This window comes from Moorena producens 3L, assembly GCF_000211815.1.
GTDB classification, from domain to species: Bacteria; Cyanobacteriota; Cyanobacteriia; order Cyanobacteriales; family Coleofasciculaceae; genus Moorena; species Moorena producens.
Genome location: NZ_GL890970.1, coordinates 179,910 through 204,272 on the forward strand (window position 1 = coordinate 179,910; position 24,363 = coordinate 204,272).

The window sequence follows — 24,363 nt, forward strand, 5'->3', positions numbered from 1 at the left end:
CCTGACCAAACGTCTTTCCAAAAGAGCCACACCCATATTATTTAGCGGTTTTTAGCCTAATCAGGTACACAGTCTTGTTTCCCGATTCCCTACTCCCTACTCCCGATTCCCGATTCCCGATTCCCGATTCCCGATTCCCTAACACCCAGACCGAATTACAAACTGCTATAAACACTGCTAAATACTACATATCTCAAGGCGAGAGAAGAGAGATACGCCACCCATGAAAAAGGCAAAGTATGCCCAACCGGAAAAGAATCCGACATAGCTGACTGGTAGATGCCCCTGGGGAGCATTGAGGGTGAAGGGGAGGTCAACGTAATCTAGCCACTTTTCGTTGGTGTGCCATCCAAGTTGATCGCCAAAGCGACAGTAAGTTTCATAGTCATAATCGGCACCAGGAGTTACCTGCACACTCTCGGTGACTATGCTCTGCCAGATTCGCTTCTGTACACTAAAGCCAAAGCGCCCATGGCTGTACTTTACCCAGAGGCTGTTGAGAGTACAGAGGTCTGTACAAGGAAAGGTGTTGATATCTGGGATGTCAAGCCAGCCTTCTTCTTCTCGTCCTGCTGCTTTGAGCATAACGGCGAGAGTTTCTTGATCTGCCTCTTGCCACTTTCTACGGATTAGTAAATCCCGTAATGGGCGGTAATCTACTCCTACATCAGAACTAAGGTCATCAGCTTCACTCAAAGAGATGAAATAATCGTTTTCAGTCACGGGCTGTAACCATTCGTGGACTGACTGAGGACGGTCTTTTGGCTCTAAGGCCATGCCTTGGAGAATTACTTGATTTAAGCGATCGCTAATACTAGGAACCAGTTGGTTTGGTGGCACCAGCTCTTCACCGTCATACTTGCGGTAAATTGACTCGGTAGGACTTAGCCCGGTTACGGCATGGTACATCGAAGCCGCTAGAGAGTAGACATCCACCGTGGCGTGACGACTGCCTTGGTAGTATAGCTCGTAGGGTCGAAATGGTTTATTGTCAATATGGCTCGACACATTACTATCTCGGAGTATATCCCCAGGAATCCCAAAGTCAATCAATACCGGTTTGCCACTGTTACTGACCACGATATTATGAGGGCTGATATCTAAATGCACCAGCCCTACTCCATGGATTAGATTCAACGCTGACCCAATTTGAGTGATGTACTCTACTGCATCAGTTTCAGGTAATGGTCCTGTGCGTTGTACCAACTTCCACAAACTTTCCCCGGAAATAAAATCCATCACTAGGAAGTAGGTATCTCCTTCTTGAAACAAGTCTCTGACCTGGACCAGGGATTCAAGGTCAGCAGACAGTTGAGCCAGCAGTTGTCCTTGCTTGATAAATTGTTCTCCATAGTTGGGGTAGTCTGGAGCCAATCTCAGGCTTTCGTGTGGTGTTTTAATTACAACATCTTGATTGAGTAACTGATGGACTGCTTTGTAGGTAATTCCAAACGCTCCACGTCCAAGAATTTTCTCGATCTTGTATTTACCACCATGTAACAGCTGTTGCTCTGACCAGACCATATAGATTAGTTGTTAGTTTTTTCTTGTTAGTTGTTTATGATTTGTTTTTCGGTTTAGTAGATTTACCCTGGCTCCAACGGGGATTATCAACAATTTTCAAACACCCTAAATTCAAATACTATTGATAATACAATTAATGCTATAGCATTATTGAGTGAGTATTCAGCTATCAGCGTGTCGCGTATCAGCTAATGCGCTACTTGAGTTGCTACTTGAGGTGCTTTTGAATAAAACAAGTAAGCATTGGAATAATGCTGAGTAAAGTCACCTCCCAGCGTCGTTCGCACAGCGTGGCCATTCGCGTAGCGTGGCCGAAAGGCCAAGGCCAAAGCCTGTGCCACAAAACTGACGGCTGACGGCTGACGGCTGACGGCTGATGGCTGAATGCTTACATTATTGACATGCTATTAAATCTGATAATTAATTTTTTTAGGATTAATTTTCAGTACTCATATACTTTAGTATAATTCCCTCAGCTTTGCCATCCTCTGGAGCATCAGGTGTTAGCGGTTAATTCTCTCCCAAGAGAAAAAAGCTAGCGATAGGGAATCGGGAATCGGGAATCGGGAATCGGGAACAGGCAAGAGGCAAGAGGGAAAAAATCCTGTGTACCTCATTAGGTTAGAAAGCGCTATACTAAAGCTACTGACAAATGCGTTCGCGTAGCGTGGCCTACCGCCAATCGCGTTTAGCTCAAGTCCGGAGAATTCTGCCCATTTCCCGCTTTTCCCGCTTTTCCCGCTTTTCCCGACTCCCGACTCCCTCGGTGCGCTTTCCGTAGGCGAATTAAATTCGCCACGGGTCGCACCGCTCCCGACTCCCGATTCCCGATTCCCGACTCCCGATTCCCGAGGCATCTGTCTAGCCCTTCGCCAGTAAGATAGGATTATCCACAGTAAAGATAACGACTTACGTAAGCTATGGCGGAAGAAACCCAACCCTTGCCTAACCCTGAGGAAGCGAATACTCCTTCTGATACATCAGCAGAAAAACCGCAGGCTAAGGCCCCTGCGGCCAAAAAGCCTGCTGAAAAATCAGAAGAGAAACCAGCGGCTAAGGCTCCTGCGGCTAAGGCCCCTGCGGCTACAGAGGCAAAAGCTAAAAAAGCCAAACCACCAGCAATTGAAAAGAAACCCTTTACTGAATTTGTGGAACAACATTATGTGCCAGCCCTTAAGACTGCTTTTGCCAAACAAGGTATTGATGATGTAGATGTGACGTTTGCTAAACAGAAAATCCCCATTCCGAGTTTGAGTCAAATGGATGACTGTTGGCAAGTAATGGGTAGTTGGCAAAATGGGCAACGTAAATTTAACGTTTATTTCCTAGACGAAGATATTAAAAAACAAAAGGCTTTTTCGGCCTCAGCTAATGGTGTTAACCCTAGTACAATCGAGTCTTTTATGATTGATGAACGGAGAGTGACTCTTGATCTAATGGTTCATTACACTATACAACGGCTAAATGCTCAGAAGTGGCTAATGTGGAATTAGTTATTCTTGGATAAAGCTTAGGTAGATTGTAAGCTATCAGCTATCAGCGTGTCGCGTATCAGCTTAAGCGCTAAGCGCACGCTACTTGAGGTGCTTATGCGCGTAGCGTGGCCTTTGGCCAAGGGCTTTTTCCCAGACTTTCAAGTCTCTAAAATAGAGAACTATTAAATTCGGCATTGCTTAACAATGGAATGATTTGAAGAGTTTTGTGGAATGGGCATCTTGCCCGTTACAATTCCCGGGCAGGCAGGATGCCCACCCCACTCATATTCATTCCTTGATTCAGCAACGCCATTTTTTTAGGTTTTTAGAATTGTTTTATAGCACTACCCATTAAGGTTACGACAAGGTTACGACATTGATACAAGCTGAAAAGCTATATACTGAACTTTTGCCTTTTGCCTTTTGCCTTTTGCCTTTCGCGTAGCGCTATATTCCGTAGTTTTACTAGGGCTAAATCTTATAGGGCTGCGCCAAAATAATAGAAAAAAGGGAATGGGTGCTGCATGGCTTTATCATAGCACTAAAAACTACTCCCATAGCTTTATATCATGTCAGGATAATTACCCTTAATAAAAATATCCACCATCTGCCCACACTTCCCTAAGTCTTACTCCTAGTGAAAAATAGGGATTCCCGCAAAAAAATGCGATCGCATCAACCAAAAAAATGCGATTGGCCGTAGGCCACGCTACGCGAGTCACGCGTTCGCAAAGCGTGGCCTACGGCCTCAGCTTCCGCGCTTTTGCGAACGCTTACAGATACTCAATACGCCCAACCATGTCCTCTGGAGTATATACTTCATAAATCCGACTACTCACCCCGAATAGCCCTCAATCGTGATTCTAAAGGAGAAGGGGGACTATTGCGCTTCATTTCTTCCACAAACGCTGCACTTTCTGCGGTATGGCGGTCAATTTCTTCCCGATGATCGTAATAATAGGCCATTGCCGCATAAACCGCTGCCTTAGATAAATTATACTCAGAGGCAATTTCTTCTAAGGATTCTCCCATCTCCAAATACATTTTGGCAATAGTTGCGACAGGCATTATAGTGCCAATAATGCGAGGTTTACCACCACAAAAGTCAGGGTCTATAGCAATATACTCTGTACTGATCTGTTGGATAGACGTTTGTTCAGCATTCATCATCTAAAACCCAAAGATTAAGAACAGGGGTGTATTGATAAGTTTGACATATAATAGGATATCTGAAAAGTTTTTTTATACTTAATTTTGCCCCCCTAGCCCCCCAATTCTGGGGGGAACAAGAATCAATTTTATGGTAAAAGTCCCCCGAGGGGATTGCTCGCTCGGGGGACCAACGGGGGCTTCGATGTAGCAAATAAAACTTCCCAGACAACCTCTAAAAAAGTGTCAGGTTCTGTTCCCTGTTCCCTGTTCCCTGTTCCCTATACTAGCGCTATAACTTTATTTCCCTTTAGACTTAGGTAGTGAAAGTCCCAGATAGCCTCCAAGTCCTATTTTTGCCATATCCATAAACGTGGGGCGGTACTCTTCATCCATGACGGCTAGGGTAAGTGACCCCCCAAGTAATATGGAGATAATAGCAGCTTGAACCATTTCTTTGATTGTCAGAGTTTTATGAGCCATAGGTTTTTGTTGTAACTGGTACGCTTGACTGCTACTTTTAATGGTGACCGACAAAAACTGAAACCTTGACTGGACAATGGATTAGTTGCTAATATGATTTGGCTTTTGTTTGATTGCCTTGTGACTGAGTTGTGATTGCGCTAAAGGTTATGGCGCTGGCGGCAGGGAATAGGAAACTTCAGGTCAGGGAATTATTGAGTTTGGTGATTTAGGGCTGCATCGCTTACTCCATTGAATTATAAAAAAACGGCGTTGCTGATTCTGGATATGATTCCGCCCCCCTAGCCCCCCAATTTTGGGGGGAACAAAACTTTCAAGCGATGCAGCGCGGTCTTGGGGGTTTCCCCCATGAGCGACTGCATCAAGACAAGTCCCCCCGGTGCGCTTTCCAATGGGCGAGTAAATCGCCCTTGGGTCGCACCGCAAAGTTGGGGGATTTAGGGGGCTTTACCAAAACAATACTATCTAAATTAATACTTTAATTCAGCCACGAAAAAAAAATTATAGTTATTACTATATTTATAAATAATTAGCCAGACGATGAAAGATTGTAGCCCAGGTAAAAAAAATAAAAAACTAACTATCACCGCCTCTTCAGAAGGTATAGAAAAAGCGGAAAGCGCTTTAATCAGGCTAGGATTTGAGTCTAAAAGTAAGTTTGCAAAGTCACAACTTATAGGTCGCACTACAGTAACAAAGTTTTTTCAATCCAAGCCAATTCAGCTGGATTCCTTTAAACGGATATGCCAGGCTCTGAAACTAAACTGGAGAGAAATTGCGGAAATAGCAGAGGAAAACCGATCAGAACCGCTAAGCAGAAATGATGGTAGTAGGTCAGAGCTAGTGGAGGGGATGCAGCAAGGGCAAGCACTTAGGCGCAAAGTGACTGTAATCGATAAAAAAAGTCAAACAATTAAAGCTGTTATCGTATTAGAAGGGCATATAGATTCAGTTGAAAATTTAGACTTTATTCAATCTATTTTACGAGCCTATTCAGGAGACAGTATAAACATTATTGATATTGAACCAGGCAGCATCCGATTAATTGTAGAGGGGTCTCCAGAGGATATCGAACGGCTTAGATCTTGCATAGAATCAGGAGAACTCAAAGAATTAAGGGGTTTTCCTGTTCAAGATATTGAAATTTTGAGCACAAGTTCAGAGGATGATCAAAATAACGAGTTTGATCAGAAATGGCGTCTAGTGGAAGAGATTGCTAGCCGTGGAGCTGTGGGTCGAGACTTAAACGGTGTTGACCTGAGTGATGCTGACCTCAGTGATGCCAACCTGATTGGTGCCGACCTCAGTGAAGCTGACCTCAGTAGTGCTGACTTGATTCGTGCTAATCTAAAGGATGCCAACCTGATTTTTGCCGACCTGACTGAAGCGGATCTCAGTGAAGCGGATCTCAGTGAAGCCTACCTGAGTGGTGCCTACCTCAGTAGTGCCAACCTAAGTCATGCCTACCTGAGGGGTGCCTACCTGATTTATGCTGACCTCAGTGATGCCTACCTGATTTATGCTGACCTCAGTGATGCCAAGCTTAGTCGTGCTATCGTGAACAAATCCCGATTTGGAAATAACTTAGGAATTGATGAATCGATGAAACTTGACCTAATTAAACGAGAAGCAATTTTTCATGATTCTTTTCCAGGGGATAGCTCTAAAAGTCTTACCCCTATTAAAAGATAGGGATTACCGAAATTACAGGGTGCTGATAATTTTTTGGAATCCTGTCAGCTTCAATCAAACAAATGGGATCAAAAGAAAGAATGCGATTGGCCGTAGGCCACGCTACGCGAACGCTTACAGATACTCAATTGGAGTAGATAGCGTTTTTAATAGTAATGAACTACACAGGATTTTCTCCCTATTCCCCTAGCAGGGAACGGAGTTTGTAAGGTAGAGATTTTTTCATAATTCATCATCAACAACCCAAAGATTAAGAAAAGGGGTGTATTTCTAGGGTTTATCTTACTTATGAGGTAAACATAATTTTTTCTCTATTCCCTATTCCCTATTCCCTATTCCTTTCCCCCCTTCCGCGCGGGGGGTTAGGGGGGATCCGCTGCTCCCTACTCCCTAAAAACATGTACCTCACCCAATAGACATCTCCAGAAACTCGGTTTTGACCCAGGCAGTGCAAGGGTTTGAGGTTAATTTTTGGAGATGTCTAATTGATAACCGTAAATTTTTATGACTAAAGAATATTCAGTGATTTATTTAACTGTAATATTGACGTGGCATATATCAAAAAAGGCTGATTAACTCAATGGAAAACTATAAAGGGAGCGGATTGAATAAATTACGGAATGTTGTTGGTAAGTTAACGATATTTCGTAAAATCCGTAAGATTCAGGAACGTGTAAAACCTATACGTCAGCGCCTAGAAGAAATGCTCGGTGGTGAGGGTGAAACTAAGCGCAATGTGGAATCTTGGTTTTTAGGACCCAAGGGTGAAAATGCTGCTCTTTTCCAAGAGCTGATTACCCAAGCCCTTTCCGATCACATTGATTGGCGCAACAACTTCCATCCTGAAGATCCTTCCCCAATTCCAGATGAAGTTAAAGACGATCCTGGTTACATAGAAGCAGTAGAGTTACTGCGTACAGAATTGAACGAGCTTCTGAAGGAGCTCCGGAATTCAGGTCCGTTTTTCAGCATGCGCTATCAGGGACACATGCTCTGGGACCAGACTCTAGCCGGAATGGCTGGCTACTTTGCTGGGATGCTCTATAACCAGAACAATACTGCTATTGAAGCGGCCCCCTTCACCACGGTCTTAGAAGTTGAGGCGGCTAAAGACATCTGCGAGATGGTTGGCTATCAATACGATACTGAAGGCATCCCAGAGCCCTGGGGGCACCTGACTTGCGGTGGTTCAACGGCTAATATTGAGGCGCTTTGGGCTGCACGTAACTTAAAGTATTATCCCCTCTCCTTACAAAAGCCCCTCAATGATTCCAATTCGCCTCTTTATGCAGCCCGCGACATGATGGTAAAACTGCCATCAGGAGACGAGGCTAAACTGGCTACCTTAGATCCTTGGTCAACCTTGAACTTGGGGATAGATGAGGTTCTGGCTCTATCAGAGAGATTGCTAAATGAATATCAAATTCAACCAGACACAGTCACAGAAGCCATCTCTCCCTACACTCTCCAAAACCTGGGTTTCGTAGACTTTACCAACATATTTTTGCAAGATACTGATATCCAGACGCCGGTGATCTTTGTACCGGGTTCCAAGCATTACTCTTTGCCCAAGGGAGCAGCCATCCTGGGTGTAGGAGCAAACCAAATGCGGAGCATTCCCCTTGATATCCATGGACGGATGAACTCTACTATTTTGGAAGAACAGATAGATAAGTGTCTAAGCGAAAATCGGCCAGTGATAGCGGTGGTAGCAGTACTTGGTACCACGGAAGAAGGAAACGTCGATCCAATCAAGACAGTTTTGGATCTACGGGACAATAAGTATCACCTCCAAAACATTGAATTCGCTGTACATGCTGATGCGGCATGGGGTGGCTATTTTGCTGCAATGCTGGAAACGAAGGCTGTACCCGTCAGCACAGAGGCTGATGAACCAGTGCCTGTGCTGCCCATGAGCGATTATGTGTATGCACAATACGATAACCTTTACCGAACAGATACAGTTACAGTAGACCCTCATAAGACTGGTTACATGCCTTATCCAGCCGGGGCACTGTGCTATCGGAACATGTTGATGCGGAGTCTAATTGCCTTCGAGGCTCCCTACACCAATACCGGTGAAGGCTCTGAAGGACAAGATGAATATCTTTTAGGAACTTACGGCATTGAAGGGTCGAAACCCGGTGCCGCAGCAGCAGGAGTATACCTAAGCCATAAGGTTATCCCACCAGAACCCTCAGGATACGGCAAAATCCTTGGTCGAACCTTATACAACTGCAAAATGTTCCACTGGAAGCTGCTGGAGCTGAATGAGGATCCAGGCAAAGGCTATGGCGTCTTTCCAGTACCAATAGAAGACCCAGAAGGACCAATTAGCAATTATGCCAGTGAAAAAGAATTCAGAGACAAGCTACGCAGCCTGTTAGCTGGAAAGCGTCCTAAAGAGATCTTGAATGGTGAGGATACCGAAGCCCTAGAATTGCTGAAGGAGACAGGAGCAGACCTGAATATTCTCACTTATGCTTTTAATTTCAAGAACAGTGATGGGAGTTGGAACCAAGACTTAGAAGCAGCGAATGACTTCAATCGCCAGATCTATGATCGGATCAGTTTGAAACTAGTGCTTCCAGAAGAAGAAGGCGAAGATGTTAATGCCCAGTATAATGTGCTAGTTAGCACCACAGACTTTCAAAAAGATTATTACGGAGAAGAGTTTTTCAATAATTACAAACAACGGTTGTTACAACTTCCAGAGCCTGTAAATTCTGAACAAGATAAGGAAATCACGGTGATGCGATCAGTGGTCATGGATCCATGGATTGCTGAAAACTTAGATGGTAGTTGGTTCCTCGATACTATTATTGCGGAGTTAGATAAAGTGGTACTCCAGGTTCTTGCGGAAATGAATAACAATTCGTAAGCATTCAGCTATCAGCCGTCAGCCGTCAGCCGTCAGCCATTCGCGTAGCGTGGCCATAGGCCAAGGCTCACGCTACTTGAGGTGCTTATTTTATTCAAAAGCACCGATTCGCTACGCGCACGCTGCGCGAACAGTAGCCCATAAGCTGATAGCTGATAGCTGATAGCTGATAGCTGATAGCTGAATGCTTACAGCAATTCTTCTGTTTAAACTAGTCGGCTTTTTTAGCTCGGAAAGTAGCTGTGACTGTATAGTCAGAGGTGCGGTAACCGGTGAAGCCGACATGTTCACATTCGACAAATCCAACTGATGCCATTAGTTCTAAGACTTTGGAAATAGGTATAGCGCCTGCTACACAATCGCACCAACTCCCTTCTTGTATTTCTGACTCAGAATTGCCTTGGCGAACTACATCCACCAAATAAAACCTACCCCCTGGTTTCAAGCAATTATAGGCTTGGACAAAAGCACATTTCTTACGAGGTGATAAGTTAAATGTCCCATTGGCAATGACCACATCCGCTACACTTTCGGGAATGTCTTCGTGTTTGCCCATATCAAAGGGTGCTTTAATCACTTCAATAGTCGTGAAGTTACATAATTCGGCATTTTCACGGGCTTTTTTCACCATTGCAGCGGTCATATCTACACCAATGACTTTCCCGGTTTCACCTACCAAACTAGCAGCAACACAAAGGTCAGCACCGGCACCACATCCTAAATCGACAACGGTTTCACCTTGGTTAATCGAGCCAAGGGAAAAAGAATTACCGCACATACAGGAAGACTCCCAAACTTGCTCAGGAAGTTGGGATACGTCATATCCCATTTTGGCGGCATTTTCTTTACCATAGGGTAGGGGATTAATGGTGCCGAACCCTGCTTGAGGATTTTCAGCCAGTTGGGTATACTGCTTTAGAATTTCCTTAAAGGAACGGGTGACACCAACTGTTAACTTGATTTGACTCCAAAGTTCATCACTTTCCAGGAATTCATTGTAGTCAATCACACCATTGTTGTCACTGTCTGCTTTGGCAATGAGTGTCGTCAGTTCATCTTCCCCAAGATTAACCTTCAACGAGTCCAACAATTGACGTAATTCATCGAGTGAGATAGAACCATTGCCATCTAAATCAATCAGGGAAAAGATTTCCCGTAGATCATCTTGGGAAGTGAGGTCTACCTTGTTGACTACCCATTCCGCAAATTCAGGAAATTCGATAGTTCCACTTAAGTCGGCATCGGTCTTGATCAAGACCGCTTCTAGTTCTTCATCGGTTAGAGTCATTCCCAGAGACCCCATAGCATTGGCTAACTCTTCTCTAGTTAGAGACCCATTACTATCAGCGTCAAACAAATCAAATACTTCTTTGAATTCATCACGTTGAGCCGGTGTCAATTGACTTGATTCAATCGCTGACATAAGTTGATTTACCCTTTTTGTTAACTACAAATAACTACAAGTTTTTTGAATTATAATTGAATTATAAAAGTTGTGTATCCAAATTTATCCAGATAAATAATCGAACATTAAAACGGCGGTATAGCGACAATATCTATATTAGTAAGCAATGGAATAAAAATCAATGCTCAATCATTAATAAAATCTAAAATAGATTATCTTAATTGTCAATTATATGGAAGCAATATTTATTAAATGTAACGTCAACATTCAGCATCGGCAAACTTTGGAGCTAAAAAAAAGGGGGAGTCGGAACGGTTCCCCCTTGACAATCCCCATTTTTAGGTCAAAACTATAAAGATGATAACGAAAAAGGTAATAACTTGATTGAATAACTTTATTAAATAACTTTATTAATTAATTATTTTCTTTAAGTTATGTAACAGCTTTTAGACTTCAGGTTTGCTTAAGCTTTCAGGTTTGCTTAAGGGTTCAGGTTTAAGCTACGGCAGGGGCAAAATGTGATAAAACTTTAAATTACGTTGTAACTCTTAACAAAAAAAAGCGCTTGAGATCACCAATACCCTGGTAAACTCAGAAAGCAATATATATATAGCAATAGATAGCAATCGTCATTGATTGGTGAAACTGACCCTGGGACAAGGTGTTGCCTTGTGTTCCCTGTTTGGGGAATCTTTCTCGGTTTCACGAGCTGATCCCGATTGCTATATGATCAGTCTTGGGTTTGGGCGTGGGTTGAGTAACCCGGATATGGCCACACCAGGGCACCGAGAATGGTAAGCAACTATAACAAGCAAGCAAGAGCTTAAGATGGTAGATTCCCTTAAAAAACCTGATTTTGATGAAATCCGACCCGGTATAAAAGTTCCGGCCAAGGACACGATCCTAACTCCCCGGTTCTACACTACTGACTTTGAAGCAATGGCGAAGATGGACCTCTCGCCTAATCAGGATGAACTCGAAGCCATCCTGGAAGAGTTTCGAGCTGACTACAATCGTCACCATTTTGTCCGGGATGAGGAGTTTAATCAATCCTGGGACCATATTGATGGGGAAAAACGCCGGTTATTTGTTGAGTTTCTGGAACGTTCCTGTACAGCGGAATTCTCTGGTTTCTTGCTGTATAAGGAATTGGGACGGCGCTTAAAGAATAAAAATCCTGTGCTGGCAGAGTGCTTTACCCTGATGTCTCGTGATGAAGCACGTCATTCGGGATTCCTGAACAAGGCCATGTCAGATTTCAATCTACAGCTGGATTTGGGATTCCTGACTAAGAGCAAGAAGTACACCTTCTTTCAGCCGAAGTTTATTTTCTACGCTACTTATCTGTCTGAGAAGATTGGCTATTGGCGGTATATTACTATCTATCGCCATTTAGAAGCGCATCCTGAAGACCGGGTCTATCCAATTTTCCGCTTCTTTGAAAACTGGTGTCAGGATGAAAACCGTCACGGGGATTTCTTTGATGCGCTGATGAGAGCCCAGCCGGATACGCTGAATGACTGGAAGGCTAAGCTTTGGTCCCGATTCTTCTTGCTGTCGGTGTTTGCCACTATGTATCTGAATGATGTTCAGCGGTATGGATTCTATGCCTCAATTGGTTTAGATGCTCGTGAGTATGATAAGTATGTGATTGAGAAGACTAATGACACCTCAGGACGGGTCTTCCCAGTTATTTTGGATGTAGACCATCCGGAATTTTATGAGCGTCTAGAGATTTGTGTCCGGAATAATGATAAGCTGAGAGCGATCGCTAACTCAAATACGCCCAAGTTCTTGCAAATATTCCAGAAGTTGCCCCTATACATGTCTAATGCCTGGCAGCTCCTGAAATTGTACCTGATTAAGCCCATTGATATGACGGCTAAACAAGGTTCTATGATCTAAAGTTTGCTCCGCTAACTGTTAGCTTCGTTTTTGTGGTGATTCTACATTAGGTAGGATCACTTTTTTTTTGATTCCCTGCTCCCTACTCCCTACTCCCTACTCCCTACTCCCTACTCCCTACTCCCTACTCCCTACTCCCTACTCCCTACTCCCTACTCCCTACTCCCTATTCCCTTAGATCCGGAAATGATATAAGAATGACAGAAGTTTTATCGGTATAGGTGCGTCAGTTCTGTTAGTGTATTTTTTATTGTTGAGTGTTGAAAAATTTGGGACTTAAGTATCTAAAAACGGGATTACTGGGACTAACGTTTAGCTTCACAGTTGCTTACCGAGCTGGGAGTCAAACCGTGCCAGTACCGGACTCGACTACAGGCAACCAAGAGGAAACCCAGGGGAATCCCCCTGAGCCTAATCCAGATAAGTTACCAGAGTCTCCCCAGTCTGATCCTCCTGGTAATTCAGCAGCCCAGGAGTTGGATTTAAGTCCAGAGGTAATCGAAGGCAGTCCGGTGCTACAGCGTTGGCTAGAGGAGGTGCCCGATGTTTGGCAGAATATTCGCCATCAACCCAGTTTTCGTACTCGGTTGCGGTTGGGTTACTCCCAGTTTCCCTCTAATGGACAAGCAGCAGGGGTGAATGTGGGAGTAGAAGATGTGTTTATTGGTAATTCTGGCTTAACGGTTAGTGGGGATTATCAGGCTTCCTTTAATGGTGAGCGAGAAACCTTTGGGGTAGATTTGCGGTATTATGTGCGGCCCTTAGGGAGTTATTTCAATATTGCCCCGATGGTAGGTTATCGCAATTTGGAGACTGATGGTTACTCTACCGATGGGGTAAATGTGGGAGCACGGTTGCTGTTGGTTTTGTCTCGCACTGGTGCCGCTGATATTTCCTTCACTCAGAGTTTTGTGTCTATTGGCAGTAGTGATGAGGTGGGGATAAGCAAGCTTTCCTTCGGTTATGCGATTACTCCCAATTTGCGGCTTGCTACGGATATTGAGAAACAGAATTCTATCGAAAATAAGGATAGTCGGGTGGGGATTGGGTTGGAATGGATGCCTTGAGATTTTGATAGGGTGGGTAGTGTGGCTTACAGGGGTAGGTTTTTTACATCTGGTTCGGGAGTCGGGAGTCGGGAGTCGGGAGTCGGGAATCGGGAGTCGGGAATCGGGAGCGATCGCGTAGCGTGACCTAGGGTCAATCGCACCAGCGCGGAAGCTTCGCTTCATCCCGTAGCGTGGCCATTCCCGTAGCGTGGCCTTTTGGCCAAGGCCAATCCCATTGATAGCGCTAGGTACAGAGAATAAAAAAATTCCCTGGATCAGGGAATTGAAAAGCAGATCAGCTAAAGGTTTGAGCAATGATTAGTGCCTTGAGTTGGTAAACACAATTACATCAATTGCTATCCCTATTCTATTAAGCTAACCAAGAGCGCGCTCGCGTAGCGTGGCCTACGGCCAATCGCATTTATCGATCCCATTAAGCTAACCCATTTAGGGATTTGATCTAAGCCATTTAGCTATAGCATTTACCTATAACATATCCAAATTGATCATGAAACCCAATGCTGATTTGTCATAACACCAAACAATCCTCGGATCTCTTTCCTACTATTCCCGATTCCCGATTCCCGATTCCCGATTCCCGATTCCCGATTCCCGATTCCCTCTCTCCCCTAAACTAAAACTCTACCGATGAAAACCAGTAATTTAGTCAAGTCTGAGCCTCCCTCCTCAGCAAAGCACCAAACACTTCCCAAGATTAATCTATTTACCATGTTCCGGCTTGGTCTATTCTATATGGGATTAGGGGTCTTGGCAGTGCTCACCCTAGGAGTGCTCAACCGAGTGATGATCGACGAGCTAGGTATTCCAGCCTCAATTACCGCGAACCTCCTAGCCATTTCGCTGTTTGTTGCCCCAGCCCGGGTATGGTTTGGTCAGCTCTCGGATACTAAACCCGTCTTTGGATATCACCGTACTGGTTACCTCTGGATGGGAAGCGGGTTATTTATGATTATCCTATCCTTAGCGGTACAAATCACCTGGCAATTGGGCAATCTCGTCCAAGGGGCTGGAGGTTGGACATGGTCAATTCCAGCCTATAGTTGGGTCGCTCTTGGGGCTCTAGTTTTTGGTCTATACGGTCTAGCCCTAAGTATGAGTTCCACTACCTTTTTTACCTTATTAGTGGATATTTCTGATCAAGACAACCGTGGCAAATTAATCGGTATTACCTGGTCAATGATGACTGTGGGTATTGCGATTGGGGGCATCAGCAGCAAAATTTTGCTGAAGCGATTAGATAATATTGATACATCCCTGGAAGTATTGCGGTCATCGATTACTGGACTGTTTTTCTTCGTACCCTTAATCGTCTTCGGGCTAGCGGTATTAGCCACCTTTGGAATCGAGAAAAAATACTCGCGCTATTCTTCCCGTTCTATCCTAGCGAATCGCGAAGACCAGATTACCTTGGGCCAATCCCTAAAACTATTAACGGCTAGTCCCCAAACTGGCCTGTTTTTCACCTTTTTGGTGATCATGACCATCAGCCTATTTCTCCAGGAAGCGGTGCTAGAACCCTATGGGGGAGAAGTCTTTAATATGTCAATTCCTGAAACTTCTCTACTGAATAGCTTTTGGGGGATTGGGATGTTGATGAGCTTGAGCGCCACTGGCTTTTTCCTAATTCCCAATTTGGGTAAGCGCAAAACCACTCAATTAGGCTGTCTAGCGGTATCTATGTGCTTTATCTTGATTATTATGTCAGGATTTACCGGAAATGCTCAGCTATTCAAGGTAACCTTACTCTTATTTGGTTTATCTACTGGTATCGCCACCACAGGAGCTCTCAGTTTGATGTTAGACCTAACCGCAGCAGAAGCGGCTGGCACCTTTGTGGGGGCATGGGGATTAGCGCAAGCCATGTCACGAGGCATAGCAGTAGCCAGCGGTGGTGTGATCCTTGATGTAGGTAGAGCAATTTTTACTACCCCAGTCTTGGCTTATGGTGTCGTGTTTGCTCTCCAATCGGCAGGGATGATAGTAGCAATTTGGTTCCTAGGTAAAGTGAATTTTCAGGAATTCCAAGATAATGCTAAAGATGCGATCGCTGCTGTGATGGAAGGGGATTTGGATGGTTGAAGGCAGAATTTAGAATTTAGAATTTAGAATGAAGAATGAAGAATGAAGAATGAAGAATGAAGAATGAAAAATCTAGAATTCTAACTTCTAACTTCTAACTTCTAACTTCTAACTTCTAACTTCTAACTTCTAAAATGCGATCGCTTTCTTGGTGCGCGTTCCCTATTGAGGTAAAAAGTCAGCTCAGATGAATTGTAGGGTGGGCAAAAACATTTTGGTTCACATCAGTCTTCTAGATAAGATAACTTTGCCCACCCTACTTTAATTGGTATTTTTTTTATAAGCAAGTCCCTAAAAAGTCAGCTCAGATTAATTGTAGGGTGGGCAGTGGGTACTTTGGCGATGGCAAGCACATGACTCGGTTTGATGCACTGCCCACCCTACATCTACTGTATGCACTATATGGTACAGTTCCGCTTAGGAAAGCTCGGGTTACCTGTGACCAGCACCCCTCCTCCTGCCAGGACCAAATGGATCAAGAGCATCATCAGGAGGGTAGAAGCCAGGCTTCTCCGGAGGGTTGCTAAATCGGCTGATTGGTTTCCCACAACCATTATTCACGCCCACCCAAATACCTTCAGGTATAGTCCATTTGTTGTTGTTGTGGCACTCAATGACTACATAAGCTCCCTTAGCTATTCTTAGGAAGTCACCAGGATAAAGTTCTTCACCTATCGATACAGGAATGGAAACGTTTTCAGGTAAGCGGAAGATCTTACCCACTCCCTGAGCTGTGTCCACAGTTCCTACAGGTAATTGATCGGCAATAACTTTATTGGTAAAACCTTGTGCAACGGTAATACCAACGATTGTCAAAGCAGCTACTATGTGTTTCATTGTTTATTGGGCAACTGTTTAGTTAAGCCAGTTTCTAAGCGCTGTCTAGCTTGGTCAATCCATTTGTCTTGATCTATATTATAACTGGAGGAATATCCCAGGCAAGATGCCCAATTATTCATGATTATTGCAGTATTATTGTCACCTGCTTCTTCTAGTACCTGGGCTAGCAAACAGTAAGCTGGTGCCTTTTCCTTATCTAAAGTAATAGCATCCTGGAGATGACGTTTTGCCTCAGCATAGCGATTTTGTTTTAGCCGAGCCCACCCCAGGTTTTTAAGCAAATAGTATTTCACTTGCTCATTGTCAGTATTCTCAGTTAGGTATAGACCTCTTAGTAACAAGGAACTAGCCTGATAATATTTTTTGTCGAGAATATACATTCTTCCTAAGTTATTATAAGCAACTTCAAAGTCATCTTGTACAGCAATTTTGTATTCAGATAAAGCCTTTTTATTTTCTTGTAGTTCCTCATAAACTAATCCTAATTTATAATGAGGTTCAACGTAGTCAGGATTTAGTACTAGTGCTCGTTTGTAGCTTGATATAGCAGCAGCAAATCGCGGAGGACTATTTTCATCAAAAATATATCCATCACCAATATTTTTGTAAACCACTGCAATGTGAGGTAACGACAAACGAACGGTAACAGAAACTAGTAAAAGACTGAAGGCAATACCACAACTTACTTCTTCCCACAAATATTTAGGAATATTCAAACGGGTAAGAGCACGTTTGATTGAATCCTGTCCAGCTTTTGTGAGAGCGCTTCTACCGGCCAATAGTGTTAAGACGCTTTGAGTAGCAGTAACAAAAGCCCCTACGGTATCTGGTCCACCAGTCAGAAAGCGTGAGGAAATGTCTACGGTTAAACTCAACGACGATGTTAGAAATACAACTGTCAGTATTTTCCCTAGCCAGTCAAGATAATCCCATCGATGCTTTGGAGGTTTGAAGAACCACCACCAAGCGTCTACTTTAGGGTTCAAAATAGAATGCCATTCAGTTAGATCTACTACTGTGGTAATCTTATTAGTCTCTTGCTTTAATCGGTTATCTAGATCGTTAACCTTAATCAAGCTTCCTGTAGGAATCTGTGATTGATTGCTTAATTCTGCTTGAACCGTATCACGAGCAGTCAAAACTTCTAGAACTATTTCTTTTGATGGCGAGCGGAAGGATCCCACTTTGGAAGAAACATACCGCATTAAGCTGTATGATCGTGATTCTACCGCCCACTTAAAAAGATATATTTGCCAAAATGGGATGCTCCCTGACGAGCTAGTGTCTTCAAGTTTAGTCAGTGCATCAGTATAACGTTGAATAGCAGACTCTAACTCTGACATAGCAGAATTATTATTAGGAGTTTCTCCTGGCATAAGCTGACTTGACATTTGATTTCCCTCTAATTTCAGCCTCCCGTTCCACCAACCTCCTCTCAAATTCAGCCATTGTCTGAATGATGGGAATGTTTTCAGCACAGCCAGGTATAAGCGCGATCGCATCAACAATCACATCAGTCTTTGACCTGCCAGTTTGCTCAACCTAGCAGCTATTGAGTTATGGGAGAAGGGTTGAAGGAATCCTAATGGCGATTTGAGGTTTAGTAATAGCATAAATCTAAAGTAGCGCTATTATACCAATTGTATGACTAAGTGTTGCTATTGCTGTATTAATTCTTAACATTACGGTAAATCACCTCTGGAGGTGTTTCTGCTCACCGACATCAACTAGTCCGTTGGTGGGCAGTGCTTAGTCAGGCGATTGACCGTAGGTCACGCTACGTGATCGCAAACAAATGAATCGGTGTGATGCACTGCCCACTGACATGAACTAGTTAGTTATCAGTGGTGAGTTACCGATTACTGTCAATCGTAAGGTGGGCAGTGTGTACCAACCCGATGGCAAGCAAATGACTCTGTGTGATACACTGCCCACCCTACATCTAAATGATAGATTTACTGTGGCCAAGGGAGCAGGGAGCAGGGACTGAGGCCGTAGGCCACGCGGGGCGCGTGAGGCCGTTGGCCACGCTGCGCGAACGGAGCAGTGGAAAGAGGCAGTATTCAGAAAATTTTGTTAGTTGAATAGCCTCATTTCCCTTTTACAGTAAGCTTTATGAGTTTTTTAACTGGAAATTTAGCATAGCAGGTACTGAAGAACCATTTAACGGAGTTTTTAAGTGCTGTCTAGCTTGATAAAACCATTTGTTTTCATCTATATTATTAGTATTGGCATACTCATAGCAATATCCCCAATTATTAATTATTTCCGTGTTTTTTGTTTCCGTATTTTTTTCATCTGCTTCGTTTTTTTCAGCTTCTAATACCTGGGCTAGCAAACAGTAAGCTGGTGCCTTGTTATTATATAACTTCTTAGCATTCTCGAGATTATATTTTGCCTCATCATAGTACTTTTGTTCTAGCATAGCCCACCCCAGGTTTGTCAGCAAATTGTATTTCACTTCTTTATCATTGTCTTTATCATTTTCAGTCTCCTCATTAATTAGGTCTAGACCTCTTCGTAACCAAAAACTAGCCTGAGCATATTTTTGATCGATAATATACATTCTTCCTAACTTATTATAAGCAGGAATGAAGTTATCTTTCACAGCAATTTTGTATTGAGATAAAGCCTTTTGATTTTCTTGTAGTTCCTCATAAATTGTTCCTAAGTGATAATGAGATTCAGCGTAGTCAGGATTCAGGGCGACTGCTCGTTTGTAGTCTGATATGGCGGCAGCAAATTTCGGATGATTATGTTGAATGTCTTGATCACCAAGATGGTTGTAAAAATCGGCAATCTTAGGTAACAAAAAATAAACTATAACACAAATGAGGAAAAGACTGAAGGCAATACCACAAATTACTTCTTGCCAAAAATAGTTAGGAATATTCAAACGGGTAAGAGCATTTTTGATTAACTCCTGTCCAGTTTTTGTGAAAGCGGTTCTACCAACCAGTAGTGTTAGGACGCCCTCACTAGCAGTAACAAAAACCTCTAAGGTATCTGGTGCTCCACCACTCAGAAAGTGTTCCGAAATATCTACCGTTAAACTAAAAGACAATATGAGAAATACAATTGTCAGTATTTTCCATAGCCAATCCAGATAATCCCATCGATGCTTTGGAGGTTCAAGAAACCACCACCAAGCCTCTACGTTAGGGTTGAAAATAGCATGCCATTCAGTTAGATCTACTGTGGTAATCTTATTAGTATCTTGCTTTAATCGGTGATCTAGATCGTTAACCTTAATCAAGCTTCCTGTAGGAATCTGTGATTGATTGCTTAATTCTGCTTGAACGGTATCACGAGCAGTCAAAACCTCTAGAACTGTTTCTTTTGATGGCGAGCTAGCGTCTTCAAGTGTAGTAAGTGCATGAGTATAACGTTGAATAGCAGACTCTAACTTTGATATAGCAGAGTTAGTCTTAGGAGTTTCTTCTGGCATAAGCTGACTTGACGTCTGATTTCCCTCTAATTTCAGCCTCCCGTTCCACCAACCTCCTCTCAAATTCAGCCATTGTCTGAATGATGGGAATGTTTTCAGCACAGTCAAGGTAATTAGCGATCGCATCAACAATCACATCAGTCTTTGACCTGCCAGTTTGCTCAACCTAGCAGCTATTGAGTTATGGGAGAAGGGTTGGAGGAATCTTAATGGCAATTTGAGGTTTAGTAATAGCATAAATCTAAAGTAGAGATATTATACTACTTGTATCACTAAGTGTTGCTATTGCTGTATTAATTCTTAACATTACGGTAAATCACGTCTGGAGGTGTTTCTGCTCACCGACATCAACTAGTCCGTTGGTGGGCAGTGCTTAGTAAGGCGATTGACCGTAGGTCACGCTACGCGATGCTCCGTAGGAGCCGCTAAAAGCGATCGCAAACAAATGAATCGGTGTCATGCACTGCCCAGCCTACATTTACTCCCGGGTTTATTTTAAGGATTAGGCTGACGGCTGACAGCTGTTCGCGTAGCGTGAGCTTTTAGCTCACGGCTGAATGCTTAAGAGCAGGGAATAAGGGAATCACTCCTGAAGTGCTTGGCTCAACATCATTAAAGAATAAATTTGTTTTTCCTACATAAGCTTGATTAGGGAAAACAATAGTAGATTTTTCGGTAGCTAGGCAAATATTAGCAATGTAGCCAGCAATGCGACTGCAATAGAACATAACTGTCATCAGTTGATCAGGAATTCCTAGGTTTTTCCATAAAACACCAGAATAAAAATCTACGTTTGGTTTAATCTTATCGAAGTAAGGAATAGTATCTATTTGCTTATGCATTTCCCTCGCAATATGCATGAAAGTATCTCCCTTTCCTTCTTCAACCATTTGGTTGCAGATTTTGCTGAGAATTCTGGCTCTAGGGTCTATCCCTTTGAATTCAATATGTCCTAACCCAGGGATTTTCTGTTTTTGAGCCAGGGATTGCTGGATATAATTTCTGATCTTGTCTTCTAGGTCTCCATCAGCAGCAGCAATTTCCTGAAACATCTGCAACACCCTGAAATTAGCGCCCCCATGTTTGTCTCCAGACAAGGCGTTTAAGGCGGAGATTAAACTTCTCCACATTCCCGTACCATTGCTAATATTTTGTTTAGCAGCAAATGTTGAAGGACTCAAGCCAGCGTCTGCATGCAACACCATCAGTGTATCCATCAAAGAGCGTTGCTCATCGGTTACTTTACCGAAACCGCAGATCATCCCCAGGAGATTATTGATATAATCATAATTTTGTCCATAACAGCCAACGTCTTGGGGCAATACCAAAGGCTGCTGTTTGACATGTTGTAGGATCATCCCTACCAGAATAGGAGTTATGGCAAGAGCCTTCAATATTGCTTCCAACTGTTCGCCTTGATTCCGTAAAGGCAAAGAACATTCTCCGGAAAGATAGGATAATCCAGAACTTAGAATAGCGACGGGATTAGCATGGGGAGAAAAGGAAGAGATTACACTCTTGAGTCCCTTAATAATTTTCTGATCCAGAAGAGAGTTTTTGGCCAGTTGCTCCTTAAACCATTGTTTTTCCTCTTGGCTGGGGAGATGTGATTCATATAACAAAATAATGGTATCTAAGTAATCGCAATTATCGACTACTAATTGGATCGGAATCCCCCGGTAGTATAATTCTAGAGCTCCGGCATCTAAATAACTTAGACTGGCTAATTCAGTAGTTGTGTGCCTGAGTTCGGAATCGTAAATTTGATAGCCTGTAGTTTTTGCTACTGTTTTCCCACAGATTAGTGTTTGTCCTGTCTTGGTCAAGTATATGGGAATAGGGTGAGATGAACCATCGGGTAAGATGATAGTGAGATGAGAATGTTCCATTTTTACAATCACCTAATAATCCTATCGATCAGCTAACTTCAGAGCTATCAAAAAACATCTCAAAATGGATCCAAAAGCCCACAAATTAGTATGGGTTTATACTAACTTATAGATTCTTGGTATCAAGAGATACAAAGTTTTGCTATAACTAGCAACTTTTGTGATTAGCATCCACTCCAAATATAGCATATTGTAAACAAAAATAAACACGATCAGCCAAAAATTGTTTATGGTGAGAATAAAAGAAAATTTTACAGTCAACAATTTTGGCTAGATTTTGGTAATTAAGACCCCTTATGTCCAAAGACAATACGGAAACGTTTCATCTTCGCTTTCTGCGATTAGCTACTGTCAATATCCTCTCCAACATCGCGATTCCCTTAGCAGGGTTAGTAGATACCGCATTTTTGGGACACTTAGCAGATATTAACTATTTAGCTGGGGTTGCTCTAGCTACAGTTATCTTCAACTTGGTGTATCGCAACTGTAACTTTCTGCGGATGGGAACTACCGGCCCAACGGCTCAAGCGGAAGGACGCTTTGACCAAGATGGAATTACGTTAGTACTTCTACGTAATGGTTTAATTGCTTTAACCCTCGGAATACTCATTATCTTGTTGCAATATCCCCTTAGAGAAATTGGCTTTAGCCTACTCAGCGCTGCACCTGAGGTTAAAGCTGCTGGACAAGATTACTTTAATGCTCGGATTTGGGGAGCCCCCGCAACCCTACTCAACTTGGTCTTAATCGGCTGGTTTCTAGGCCGGGAAAAGAGCAGCAAAGTATTGGTGTTGTCAGCTATTGGCAATGGAGCGAATATCATACTCGATTACCTGCTGATTATCCGTTGGGGCTGGGCAAGTGCAGGGGCTGGATTTGCTACGGCGGCTGGCCAGTATCTAATGTTACTAATGGGTCTGATTTTCATAGCTACAGAAAATGGCTATCCTCAAATGCTAGCCCTAGTAGACAGGATTTTCGACCTAGAGGCCATAAAATCGACCTTTAAGTTGAATGGAAATATCTGGATACGCTCTATTGCTTCAACCATCACCATTGCTGCCTTTACTGATTTGAGTGCTTATTTGGGCACGATGGTGCTAGCTATCAATACTTTACTGTTGCAGGTGATGATCGTGACCTTCTACTTTATTGAAGGATTATCCTTTGCGACGGAAAGTATAGCAGGGAACTTTCGCGGTCAAGGCTTGACCAACAAATTTCCTTCTCTGTTGCGCCTATCTGGAGCAAGCAGCCTCGGCATAGGACTAACCATAGCTTCCTTATTTGTCCTCCTGCCAGATCCTCTGTTTGGGTTGATGACCAATCATGGAGAGGTAATTGACGAACTTCACCATTATCTTCTGTGGCTACTTCCCTTTCTAGGACTGAGTTCTATGGCTTTTATGTTAGATGGGTATTTTTTGGGCTTAACTGAAGGAGCTCTGCTTCGCAAAGGTGTTGTAACCGGTAGTCTTGTTGGTTTTCTCCCTGTAGCTGTAGCATCTTGGTGGTTCCACAGTAGTCAAATCTTATGGCTGGCTATGTGTTGTTATATGGGAGTAAGAGCCTTAGCCCTGGCAGTTCAAGTCCCAAAAACCATGAGGTCTGAGAATATTTAATCCCAGGAGTGTTGAATAGGGAAGAGTGTGGGGAGATGGGGAGATGGGGAGATGGGGAGATGGGAAGATGGGGAGATAGGAAAGATTTTGATAGTGTTTATCATAGTTATGAGGTACAGGAAGTACAGTCAAGTGTCTTACCCCGATTCCCGATTCCCGACTCCCGACTCCCGACTCCCGATTCTAAATTCTAAATTCTAAATTCTAACTTCCCTACTCCCTACTCCCTTTCCAAAAAAGTACTTGACAAATCTACCTAGTAGTAGGTAGTATAAAGTCATGAAACAGAAAACTGCTCAACAAATCCTAGACGTAGCTCAATCAATGGTGCGCAACCGAGGCTACAGCGCCTTTAGTTACGCCGACATTTCCAAAGAAATAGGTATCCGTAAGGCTAGTATCCATTACCATTTTCCTTCTAAAGATGATTTGGTAAAGGAATTAGTAAAACGATACCAAAAAAACTTCGCACGGAAATGTGTTGAGATTGAGCAACAACAAACAACACCTCAAGCACAATTGAGAGAGTTTGTGAATCTCTACCGAGATGGTTTGCAAGACAATAAAATTTGTTTGTGTGGAATGTTGACAGCAGATTTGAGTGTTTTAAATTCCGAAATCCAAGCAGAGATCAGAAGTTTCTTTTCTGTCACTGAATCTTGGTTAGCTAAACTATTGCACCGTGGCTGTGAAACCCAGGCTTGGCAGTGTAGCCAATCGCTGGAAGTAGAAGCAAAAATGCTACTTTCTATGTTACAAGGAGCGCAATTATTAGCCCGGGTAGCGGAAGATAGTAGTGTTGCTTTTGATCAGATTACTGGTGCATGTCTGGAAGATAAGCTATCAGCGGTCAGCGATTAGCTATCAGCTATCAGCCATTAGCTATCAGCGGTCAGCTTAT

Annotated in this window: 21 protein-coding genes; 11 read left to right on the forward strand and 10 right to left on the reverse strand. The window is 43.2% G+C overall.

Going from position 1 to position 24,363, the window contains the following annotated elements; all coding sequences use genetic code 11:
* Window positions 1-74: 74 nt before the first annotated feature.
* Window positions 75-227 (forward strand): hypothetical protein, encoded by a 153-nt coding sequence (locus LYNGBM3L_RS44550; RefSeq protein WP_154659954.1) that lies wholly within the window; start codon window positions 75-77, stop codon window positions 225-227.
* On the opposite strand, the gene LYNGBM3L_RS29460 is transcribed toward LYNGBM3L_RS44550, so the two are convergent.
* The 3 genes from LYNGBM3L_RS29460 to LYNGBM3L_RS44560 form a co-directional block, all read right to left on the reverse strand.
* Window positions 178-1,524: a serine/threonine-protein kinase gene (locus LYNGBM3L_RS29460; protein WP_008190038.1), complete on the reverse strand. Its 1,347-nt coding sequence runs from the start codon at window positions 1,522-1,524 to the stop codon at window positions 178-180. The two genes, LYNGBM3L_RS44550 and LYNGBM3L_RS29460, sit on opposite strands and share 50 nt — an antisense overlap.
* Before the next feature lie 188 nt (window positions 1,525-1,712).
* A complete protein-coding gene (locus tag LYNGBM3L_RS44555; protein ID WP_154659955.1) occupies window positions 1,713-1,865 on the reverse strand; it encodes a hypothetical protein in 153 nt (50 codons plus the stop codon).
* 162 nt (window positions 1,866-2,027) lie between these two features.
* Window positions 2,028-2,381, reverse strand: a complete 354-nt coding sequence (locus tag LYNGBM3L_RS44560) for a hypothetical protein (protein ID WP_008190041.1) — start codon at window positions 2,379-2,381, stop codon at window positions 2,028-2,030.
* A gap of 63 nt (window positions 2,382-2,444) precedes the next feature.
* Here LYNGBM3L_RS44560 and LYNGBM3L_RS29465 point away from each other — a divergent pair, with 63 nt between their 5' ends.
* Entirely contained in the window at window positions 2,445-3,017 is a 573-nt protein-coding gene (locus LYNGBM3L_RS29465; protein ID WP_008190043.1) for a DUF2996 domain-containing protein, read from the forward strand.
* A gap of 813 nt (window positions 3,018-3,830) precedes the next feature.
* Here the strand turns inward: LYNGBM3L_RS29465 and LYNGBM3L_RS29470 are convergent.
* Window positions 3,831-4,166 (reverse strand): DUF433 domain-containing protein, encoded by a 336-nt coding sequence (locus tag LYNGBM3L_RS29470; RefSeq protein WP_008190045.1) that lies wholly within the window; start codon window positions 4,164-4,166, stop codon window positions 3,831-3,833.
* A gap of 282 nt (window positions 4,167-4,448) precedes the next feature.
* Window positions 4,449-4,631 carry a hypothetical protein gene (locus LYNGBM3L_RS29475; protein ID WP_008190047.1) on the reverse strand — a complete coding sequence of 61 codons (183 nt, stop codon included), beginning with the start codon at window positions 4,629-4,631 and terminating at the stop codon, window positions 4,449-4,451.
* Between the two features lie 540 nt (window positions 4,632-5,171).
* Here LYNGBM3L_RS29475 and LYNGBM3L_RS29480 point away from each other — a divergent pair.
* Both LYNGBM3L_RS29480 and LYNGBM3L_RS29485 read left to right on the forward strand, forming a co-directional pair.
* Window positions 5,172-6,323: a pentapeptide repeat-containing protein gene (locus LYNGBM3L_RS29480; RefSeq protein WP_008190049.1), complete on the forward strand. Its 1,152-nt coding sequence runs from the start codon at window positions 5,172-5,174 to the stop codon at window positions 6,321-6,323.
* 580 nt (window positions 6,324-6,903) lie between these two features.
* A complete protein-coding gene (locus LYNGBM3L_RS29485; protein ID WP_008190051.1) occupies window positions 6,904-9,204 on the forward strand; it encodes a pyridoxal phosphate-dependent decarboxylase family protein in 2,301 nt (766 codons plus the stop codon).
* A 211-nt stretch (window positions 9,205-9,415) separates the two neighbouring features.
* Here LYNGBM3L_RS29485 and LYNGBM3L_RS34375 read toward each other — a convergent pair whose 3' ends face one another.
* Window positions 9,416-10,627: an EF-hand domain-containing protein gene (locus LYNGBM3L_RS34375; RefSeq protein WP_008190052.1), complete on the reverse strand. Its 1,212-nt coding sequence runs from the start codon at window positions 10,625-10,627 to the stop codon at window positions 9,416-9,418.
* Between the two features lie 621 nt (window positions 10,628-11,248).
* Between LYNGBM3L_RS34375 and LYNGBM3L_RS44565 the strand changes: the two genes are divergently transcribed.
* The 4 genes from LYNGBM3L_RS44565 (at window position 11,249) to LYNGBM3L_RS29505 (ending at window position 15,663) form a co-directional block, all read left to right on the forward strand.
* Complete coding sequence (locus LYNGBM3L_RS44565) at window positions 11,249-11,407, forward strand: hypothetical protein (protein WP_154659956.1); 159 nt, start codon at window positions 11,249-11,251, stop codon at window positions 11,405-11,407.
* A 30-nt stretch (window positions 11,408-11,437) separates the two neighbouring features.
* On the forward strand, window positions 11,438-12,514 hold the full coding sequence (gene acsF / locus LYNGBM3L_RS29495; protein WP_008190054.1) for a magnesium-protoporphyrin IX monomethyl ester (oxidative) cyclase: 1,077 nt from the start codon (window positions 11,438-11,440) through the stop codon (window positions 12,512-12,514).
* Between the two features lie 257 nt (window positions 12,515-12,771).
* A complete protein-coding gene (locus LYNGBM3L_RS29500) occupies window positions 12,772-13,581 on the forward strand; it encodes a hypothetical protein (protein ID WP_008190056.1) in 810 nt (269 codons plus the stop codon).
* A 630-nt stretch (window positions 13,582-14,211) separates the two neighbouring features.
* Window positions 14,212-15,663, forward strand: coding sequence for a BCD family MFS transporter (locus LYNGBM3L_RS29505; RefSeq protein ID WP_008190057.1), 1,452 nt, complete (start codon window positions 14,212-14,214; stop codon window positions 15,661-15,663).
* 432 nt (window positions 15,664-16,095) lie between these two features.
* Here LYNGBM3L_RS29505 and LYNGBM3L_RS29510 read toward each other — a convergent pair whose 3' ends face one another.
* The 4 genes from LYNGBM3L_RS29510 to LYNGBM3L_RS29525 all read right to left on the reverse strand — a co-directional run bounded on the left by LYNGBM3L_RS29510 (window position 16,096) and on the right by LYNGBM3L_RS29525 (window position 21,840).
* Entirely contained in the window at window positions 16,096-16,500 is a 405-nt protein-coding gene (locus LYNGBM3L_RS29510; RefSeq protein WP_008190060.1) for a hypothetical protein, read from the reverse strand.
* Window positions 16,497-17,894 (reverse strand): tetratricopeptide repeat protein, encoded by a 1,398-nt coding sequence (locus LYNGBM3L_RS29515; protein WP_229414760.1) that lies wholly within the window; start codon window positions 17,892-17,894, stop codon window positions 16,497-16,499. The genes LYNGBM3L_RS29510 and LYNGBM3L_RS29515 overlap by 4 nt, the downstream gene beginning before the upstream one ends.
* 722 nt (window positions 17,895-18,616) lie before the next feature.
* Window positions 18,617-19,951 carry a tetratricopeptide repeat protein gene (locus LYNGBM3L_RS29520; protein ID WP_008190065.1) on the reverse strand — a complete coding sequence of 445 codons (1,335 nt, stop codon included), beginning with the start codon at window positions 19,949-19,951 and terminating at the stop codon, window positions 18,617-18,619.
* 542 nt (window positions 19,952-20,493) lie between these two features.
* Window positions 20,494-21,840 (reverse strand): citrate/2-methylcitrate synthase, encoded by a 1,347-nt coding sequence (locus tag LYNGBM3L_RS29525; protein ID WP_008190068.1) that lies wholly within the window; start codon window positions 21,838-21,840, stop codon window positions 20,494-20,496.
* 296 nt (window positions 21,841-22,136) lie between these two features.
* Here LYNGBM3L_RS29525 and gntT point away from each other — a divergent pair, with 296 nt between their 5' ends.
* The 3 genes from gntT to LYNGBM3L_RS29535 all read left to right on the forward strand — a co-directional run bounded on the left by gntT (window position 22,137) and on the right by LYNGBM3L_RS29535 (window position 24,323).
* Complete coding sequence (gene gntT / locus LYNGBM3L_RS29530; RefSeq protein ID WP_008190070.1) at window positions 22,137-23,462, forward strand: guanitoxin biosynthesis MATE family efflux transporter GntT; 1,326 nt, start codon at window positions 22,137-22,139, stop codon at window positions 23,460-23,462.
* A gap of 35 nt (window positions 23,463-23,497) precedes the next feature.
* Entirely contained in the window at window positions 23,498-23,656 is a 159-nt protein-coding gene (locus LYNGBM3L_RS46205; RefSeq protein ID WP_165691801.1) for a hypothetical protein, read from the forward strand.
* 85 nt (window positions 23,657-23,741) lie between these two features.
* A complete protein-coding gene (locus LYNGBM3L_RS29535; protein ID WP_008190071.1) occupies window positions 23,742-24,323 on the forward strand; it encodes a TetR/AcrR family transcriptional regulator in 582 nt (193 codons plus the stop codon).
* The last annotated feature ends 40 nt before the right edge of the window (window positions 24,324-24,363 follow it).

Coding starts and splice junctions, on each gene's coding strand:
- LYNGBM3L_RS29510 (WP_008190060.1), bottom strand. CDS start 16,500: ATGAAACACATAGTAGCTGCTTTGACAATCGTTGGTATTACCGTTGCA.
- LYNGBM3L_RS29505 (WP_008190057.1), top strand. CDS start 14,212: ATGAAAACCAGTAATTTAGTCAAGTCTGAGCCTCCCTCCTCAGCAAAG.
- LYNGBM3L_RS29470 (WP_008190045.1), bottom strand. CDS start 4,166: ATGAATGCTGAACAAACGTCTATCCAACAGATCAGTACAGAGTATATT.
- LYNGBM3L_RS44560 (WP_008190041.1), bottom strand. CDS start 2,381: ATGCCTCGGGAATCGGGAGTCGGGAATCGGGAATCGGGAGTCGGGAGC.
- LYNGBM3L_RS29525 (WP_008190068.1), bottom strand. CDS start 21,840: ATGGAACATTCTCATCTCACTATCATCTTACCCGATGGTTCATCTCAC.
- LYNGBM3L_RS46205 (WP_165691801.1), top strand. CDS start 23,498: ATGGGGAGATGGGGAGATGGGGAGATGGGAAGATGGGGAGATAGGAAA.
- gntT (WP_008190070.1), top strand. CDS start 22,137: ATGTCCAAAGACAATACGGAAACGTTTCATCTTCGCTTTCTGCGATTA.
- LYNGBM3L_RS29520 (WP_008190065.1), bottom strand. CDS start 19,951: ATGCCAGAAGAAACTCCTAAGACTAACTCTGCTATATCAAAGTTAGAG.
- acsF (WP_008190054.1), top strand. CDS start 11,438: ATGGTAGATTCCCTTAAAAAACCTGATTTTGATGAAATCCGACCCGGT.
- LYNGBM3L_RS29485 (WP_008190051.1), top strand. CDS start 6,904: ATGGAAAACTATAAAGGGAGCGGATTGAATAAATTACGGAATGTTGTT.
- LYNGBM3L_RS29465 (WP_008190043.1), top strand. CDS start 2,445: ATGGCGGAAGAAACCCAACCCTTGCCTAACCCTGAGGAAGCGAATACT.
- LYNGBM3L_RS29535 (WP_008190071.1), top strand. CDS start 23,742: ATGAAACAGAAAACTGCTCAACAAATCCTAGACGTAGCTCAATCAATG.
- LYNGBM3L_RS29480 (WP_008190049.1), top strand. CDS start 5,172: ATGAAAGATTGTAGCCCAGGTAAAAAAAATAAAAAACTAACTATCACC.
- LYNGBM3L_RS29515 (WP_229414760.1), bottom strand. CDS start 17,894: ATGTCAAGTCAGCTTATGCCAGGAGAAACTCCTAATAATAATTCTGCT.
- LYNGBM3L_RS34375 (WP_008190052.1), bottom strand. CDS start 10,627: ATGTCAGCGATTGAATCAAGTCAATTGACACCGGCTCAACGTGATGAA.
- LYNGBM3L_RS29475 (WP_008190047.1), bottom strand. CDS start 4,631: ATGGCTCATAAAACTCTGACAATCAAAGAAATGGTTCAAGCTGCTATT.
- LYNGBM3L_RS29460 (WP_008190038.1), bottom strand. CDS start 1,524: ATGGTCTGGTCAGAGCAACAGCTGTTACATGGTGGTAAATACAAGATC.